Annotated in this window: 5 protein-coding genes; all 5 read left to right on the plus strand. The window is 45.7% G+C overall.

Going from position 1 to position 6680, the window contains the following annotated elements; all coding sequences use genetic code 11:
- The first annotated feature begins 44 nt into the window (after positions 1 to 44).
- The 5 genes from CALK_RS06505 (at position 45) to CALK_RS06530 (ending at position 6542) form a co-directional block, all read left to right on the plus strand.
- On the plus strand, positions 45 to 1631 hold the full coding sequence (locus CALK_RS06505; RefSeq protein ID WP_022636874.1) for a hypothetical protein: 1587 nt from the start codon (positions 45 to 47) through the stop codon (positions 1629 to 1631).
- The gene (locus CALK_RS06510) at positions 1628 to 3088 is read left to right on the plus strand and encodes a phospholipase D-like domain-containing protein (RefSeq protein ID WP_022636875.1); all 1461 of its coding nucleotides are present in this window, start codon (positions 1628 to 1630) and stop codon (positions 3086 to 3088) included. The genes CALK_RS06505 and CALK_RS06510 overlap by 4 nt, the downstream gene beginning before the upstream one ends.
- A 38-nt stretch (positions 3089 to 3126) precedes the next feature.
- On the plus strand, positions 3127 to 4281 hold the full coding sequence (locus tag CALK_RS06515; protein ID WP_022636876.1) for a hypothetical protein: 1155 nt from the start codon (positions 3127 to 3129) through the stop codon (positions 4279 to 4281).
- Positions 4282 to 5200: 919 nt separating this feature from the next.
- Positions 5201 to 5971, plus strand: coding sequence for an acyl-[acyl-carrier-protein] thioesterase (locus CALK_RS06525; RefSeq protein WP_022636878.1), 771 nt, complete (start codon positions 5201 to 5203; stop codon positions 5969 to 5971).
- 67 nt (positions 5972 to 6038) lie between these two features.
- A complete protein-coding gene (locus CALK_RS06530) occupies positions 6039 to 6542 on the plus strand; it encodes a type 1 glutamine amidotransferase domain-containing protein (RefSeq protein ID WP_022636879.1) in 504 nt (167 codons plus the stop codon).
- The last annotated feature ends 138 nt before the right edge of the window (positions 6543 to 6680 follow it).

Below are 6680 nucleotides of genomic sequence, written 5' to 3' on the forward strand. Positions count from 1 at the left end.
CAACTGAAGAGCAAGTTGAATATGATAAAGGAGCATTTAAAGACATGCCAGTATTAAAGAACGGAGAATGGGAAGCGCCATTCTGGGGTTCACCAAAGAGTTTCATCACCGGACAGGACATGCTTGGCATGCAGAATACTTCCATCGCCACCTATTCAGCCTTGCTCCCCGGTCTCACAAACCTTACCCGGAGAATTCGGTATTATGGTTTCTACATGTGGCTCCTTGAGCAGTACGCCGAAACAGAGGGAAAGGTAAGTGTCTCAGCGTTTCGACAATTCATACGACGTGGGGAATTGATTTTTGCGTTTATGATGGCGGACACCCACACGGAAGAAAACGGCATTGTCGGAATCTCATACGCGCAAAATCACCTCAAGCAAAACAGCAATCCCATTAATATTGCTGCCGGTGCGGACCGTAAAAATGAAAATACCTACTGGAAATACTCTGCCGGGGCATTCGGTCAATACTATCAGGGTGCCCTATCAGCTATTGGATTGATCGCACCAAGTGAAAATGAAAGCAGGATCCCTGTATGCACAGCAGATTATGGCCGTAAGCTCGCAAAGTCGTTCGAGTCAACCATTGCTAAAGATACACGAGACCGATATATCGATGCTATTAAAGAAGGAAAAGTTACCCGGGAAGAACTGACAGACTTTGGCAAAGAATTTTCGACAACGGCAATAAAACCACATTCCCCGGAATGGGAATTCTATATCGATATGCTCTTTGGGAAAGACCTTCCAACCGTGAAAGCTCCAAGCGGGCATACAAAATTCAGAGTTGAGACGATACTGCTCTATCTGGGATATCTTAAAAAAAGCAAACAATTCGAATCTGCCGGTTCATTTCCGGTAAGTTTTCATTACCGACTGTGGAAGGAAGAACCCTTTATCGGATATACGGCATACACAGGGTGGCATTATTATGCCCTGAATGAGTTTGCCCATTATAGTCTTGAAACGATACTCTGGGCATGTCTTGTTCAACTCAAAAATGAAGGACCGGTCTCTTTATCCTTTTTTATTGAAAGTTTTACCGACAAAACACTCACCGCACTGGATACAATCTCTTCCAGTTATGGCGATGCACGCACATTAGCATTTGCATCTTTTGCGGAAAATTTATACACCACAGGATTTACACCTTCACAATATACAGACAATATCAAACATACCAATGAAGATAAGCCGTATAATGGTATAGCCTACGCCCTGCATGTGCTTGCTCAAATCTATTGGCATGACAAAACAGAAATTTCCAAATTGAACACTTATGTCCGGAAGCACGGCATGTGTCGGGACGGTGATGTCACCGAATTGCTCAAGTGGGTGGAGAAGAATGAAAATCTCCCTATACCGCAGTTTTTCCGAAAGCTGCTGCTTCAGCATGTTATCAATCGGCATATCGAAGTTGCTATGCGGAAAATGCGCAATCGCAATGAGAATACTATAAAATTCACTCTTGAAGACAACATCTTGAGCATCACAGGCAAGACAATGGAGCCGGTCTGGACCGGTCCACGGCTTAAATCATTGCACCAATTCCTTGTGGACCTGAAGCTGGTTAGGAATAATACCCTTTTGCCATTAGGAGAAAATTTACTCAGAGAGCATTTGAAATGAAAAATCGCAGAGAATATCCGATACTATCCCTTCTTCCGGCAAAGCACTTTCATTCCTGCGTACTCACAACCTTTTCATTCGATTTCAACTATTTCAACCATGATGCCCTTGCCGGATTGAGTCGTGCAGGAGTTCGAAATATCTGCATACTCCTCGATGACACCATGCTACAGCAATATCTCGGCTGTCTTTCAGGATATTCCGGCAGTGCTGCAAAGAGATATTCCCTTTCAGGTATTGTTCATCCCGGCGCATTTCATCCTAAATTAAGTCTGTTTTTCGGGCGCAACGGACACGGGTTTCTCATTATTGGTTCCGGTAATCTGACTGCGGCCGGACATGGCAGAAATCAGGAATTGTGGGGCGCATTTCATATTAAAGGTCCCCATGACCCGAAGGCTGCACTGTTTAAAGAGGCATGGGAATATGTTAAAAAATGTAGTGCAGAAACACCCGGCGTATCCCGGCAGAAGTTTGAATGGATAGAAACCCATACCCCATGGCTTCAGGATATTTCAGTTCCCGAACAAACGTACGGATACGATATCGGCAAGGGCGTTGAAGCATTCTTTTTAACAAACCAACAAACCGGCATCCTCAGCAATATTGGCTATATTGTAAAAGAAAATGTGAAGGAATGCACTATCATTTCGCCATTCTTCGATAACCAAACCGCCGCCCTTCTCGAACTGGAACATATGTACCCAAAGGCCCGAATACACGTTCTGATTCAGCCCAATACTGTAAAGGGCAATTTATCACGCAACGAGTTCAGGCGCACATCTTTTTACGACTGGAACACCCTTACAAAGGATACACAACTACGCTATCTTCACGCTAAGTTCCTGCATATTCAAACCGACAATGCAGAATATTGCCTCCTGGGGAGTGCAAACCTTACCGCCCCCGCACTCGGAACGTCGCACATAAAACCTTCCAACGAAGAAGCCTGCCTTCTGTTCAGGCGGGCAAAAGGGAATTGGCTTGAAGAGCTTGGGCTAAACAAAAAATGGGCGCCCATTCATTCTGAAGATATTAAAAACCACGAAATCGAAACCCCGAAAGACAATCAGGAAAAAGAAACGAAACAGTACCGCCTTTCTGCAATAGACCGAATTGGCACCAATCTATATGTGTATTATACCAAACCGCGCCCGGATTTTGAAAACACACGTCTTTCCCTGTTTGATGGGTGGGGGGAACGGCAAAAGCTTCTGGATTTGGCACAAACAGAATTGGAGACAAATGACGAATTCCTGAGAATTACTGCCGATTCAATAGAGGAAGATATCCTGTATGGACAATTGTTTGACACCCATGATACGGCAATTTCGAATAAGCAAATAGTTCACGACATGGCGGCACTTTCCCGCACCAATCCCGACCCGAAAACTCAACAAATAGAGGGATTGCTCGACCAAATTGATTTAATGATGTCGAAATTGTTGAAATATTAAGTTATCTCGACCCCAATGATCTTACTGATGAGCGAGTCTTGGGCAGGAGTTCTGCTAATCATCCCCGTAAACAGGAAACACAGATTGATGGTACGGGAGAAACACTCTCCTATGATGATTTTACGAAGGTATCACCGGAATATCAATTCAAGGATGGCATGTCATATCTGTACGGTGCACACCCCATAGAACGGGTTTTTGAAACCTTGCGTACCATATTTAAAAAGCTCATGATACGTGATATCGATATAGCTGAACACGATGAAGAAGCAGATAAAGATTCGCTTGAGATTTCTTCGGGACGGTTTGATGAAGAACCTCCATCAAACAATGAATCACCGCAAAATCAGCAAGATCTTGAAAAACTACAGAAGAACGTCTTTCGGTTTTTTAACAGGTATATCACAATACTCGATAAACATCGAGAAAAGAAGTACAAAGTAAATGTTCTTCATTCATCAATGTTCGCGATTGCCCTTCATCTCCTAATCGATTTGCTTGATAGGCCGATGCAAGGCAAAAAGAGTGCTGACAAGGGGAACCATAAAATACTACTCTCTACTGCGGGACGGTATTCCGACAGGAACGATTATTGCCACATAGTAACGGAAATTATCGGCAAATTTACCATGCTCTTGATAAACGGGTTTGATGATGCAAATGATGAGTATGTCAGGCAAAGAATTGAAAAGTGTCGCCGCATAGCCTACTGGCACTCTTTGAGCTGCATTGCCCGGCTTGTTCCCTATGAATACAAGGGTGAAGATTTTTCCGATTATTCATCTCTCTGGAAATGGGAACTTGGAATGAACCTTCGCCATTTCTACGCTCCGGAGAATGCCGATAACGAAATTACAGCCCGGGAAGAATTTGAGTATCGTATCCGGATGATGACATGTGGTAACAATTCAGAAATGCTTGCGCGGTGTATGAAGGTGTGGCAGGAAATCGAACATGAATACAAAAATTACAAGAAGCTTGCCGAAACACCACCTGTTAAGCAATACTATACCAAAAATGCCCGAATTTTCTGCAAACCGGCGGGTTTCGCCCATATTTTTCGGGCGCAATCGACCAATACCCCTTTTGTATGGCTTGCTCGCCCGGGGTATACTTTTTCAGAAGAAGACAGGGATTTCCAGGAGGACAGAAAATTCCTGGCAGAAAAAGCTCACGTGCTAGTCTTGGACTGATCTGTCATGAAGCTTTTTCACGGTGTCCATCATCCACAAAGATGATATCAGTAGAAAAGGTAATATTTACTGGGCGTATTTTGGAAAAACCCCGTTTCCCGTAAAGATGAATCGGAGGAGTATGTCTGTTAGCCGGTTCCTATGCGGTCATCGCTGTGGTGAAATATGACTCCGGAGCAATAATGCAGTATACAGATGTCCTTGGAGATTGTGAGTTTTATTCGGAGGGTGCGGCTTCGACGGTGCCCATCCACCGGGCGATCTTCCCCCCTCTCGTCGCAAGACGAGGACACCATTTTGCGCTCTGCCCCCTTCTCGTGGGTCCACGAGGACACCATTTTGCTTTCAGACCCCGCCTCGTGGGTCCACGAGGGCATCATTTTGTGTTCAAACCATGCCCCCGGTTTCAAACCCGTCTCTACGGAAACGTCGCACACGTCGGATATACCAGATACAACGCATGGCCTCTTTGAATGTATCCCAATCATATTCACGGGATATTGGGTATTACAAATAAAAACCATACCGGGGATCGTAATTGCACCCGTGACGGGAACCACAACAATCACCTAGAGACGCCCAAATTGGGCGTCTCTACCACGACGGGGAAATCAAGAAAAATCGGCGAAATTATAAATCAATTTAAACGTATATGCACAATCCAAATCCGTAAAAATAATCCCAAAATACCGGTGTGGCAATCCCGAATCACCTTCACGGAATTATCTGTGTTAAAAACAATACCACCGTTGATTATGGGAATACAAAATCACCCTCTGCAAAACAGAAACTGAATCATACATCTTTGGTGAATGGGGTACACGCCCTCCTCCCCCCGCACACGGTAAACTATATTTATTTATAGTACAAGACCCGGCCCAAACAAAACCACTGCACCGTGCATACCTCGGGAGGCCCTGTGAAAGACGACTATTCCCTCTACACAGAAAAAATAACCATAGGCTACAGCCACTGCGATCATACCGGTCTGGCAAAACTGCCCGTCATGGGATCATTCCTGCAGGATATCGCCATGCGCCACGACATGCTCCTCCACCGTGAGGTACTCAAAATCCCCAGGATCAAACACCTCTTTGCCCTGGTACGCCTCAATATTTTCGTCTTGGAGCGTCCCCGGTGGAAAGATGAAATTACCATCTCAACGTGGCTGCAACCCCTGGAAGGGGAAAACCGCTTTGTCTACAGAAATTTCACCTTTGCAGACAGGAGGGGAAAAGAGATTGGCCTCTGTACTATTACGGCCTTCCCCATAGATCTCAAAAAACGAAAGGCTCAAGAGCTTCCCGACGAGATAAAGACACTCCCCACACGGGAAAAAACCCTCTCCACCGGAGAAAACAGCCGCATCCGCCGTCCCCAAAAAATAACAAGTCAGACAGCGGGCACGGTGCTTCCCGGTGATATTGATATGTATGAGCACGTAAACAACAACCGCTATCTCTGCTGGGCCATTGACCACTCTCCCCTGGAAATACAAAACAGATATTTCTGCTACTCCGGGGAGATTCAGTTTAGAATGGAACTGAAGAATGGACAGGAGTTTCTCTGTAAAATGGAGATTACTGAGCTTGATGCAGGCCTTACTGCGGTGCATCAGATTGTGCGAAAAGAAGACAACAGGGAGTGTGCGCGGATTCTCACCCGGTGGAAAGAGCGAACCGTATTTTGAAAAGGGAGAGCCCTTTGAAAAATCAGGGAGCCCCCGAAAACAAATCACCGTAAACAGGAGATGAGATATGAAAAAAATACTAACCCTTTTACACGACGATTTTGAAGATCTGGAATTCTGGTATCCCCTACTCCGGGTACAGGAAGCCGGCTATACCGTGGTCATTGCCGGAGAAGCGGCACACCACACCTATCATGGAAAATACGGTGTCCCCGCCGTATCAGATATCACCTATGAAGAGGCCCTCGGGCAAGACTATGCGGGACTGCTGATTCCCGGCGGCTGGGCTCCCGACAAAATACGACGGTTTCCGGCGGCCCTTGAAATTGTTCGAACCCTGAATGAAAAGGGGCGCATCATCGGACAGATCTGTCATGCCGGATGGGTGACCATCTCTGCTGGGATTTTAGAGGGGAAAAACGTAACCAGCACCCCCGGTATTAAGGATGATATGGAAAATGCGGGCGGTTTGTGGTATGACAAAGCGGTTGTCGTCCATGACAATCTTGTTTCAAGCAGACGACCGCCGGATCTTCCCGAGTATATGCAGGCCTTCCTTGCAGCCCTGTAAGAGTAAGATGAAAATATGGCCTCTGCATGGGGCCATATCTACCGGGTTTTGAGTGGTATGTGAAGCGAGGGGGATCCGCCAACCGGTATACCCTGTGTATTATTTCCCCGCGGGGTATACACCGTAGTATATTATATG

The organism is Chitinivibrio alkaliphilus ACht1 (assembly GCF_000474745.1).
In the GTDB taxonomy this organism is placed as follows: Bacteria; Fibrobacterota; Chitinivibrionia; order Chitinivibrionales; family Chitinivibrionaceae; genus Chitinivibrio; species Chitinivibrio alkaliphilus.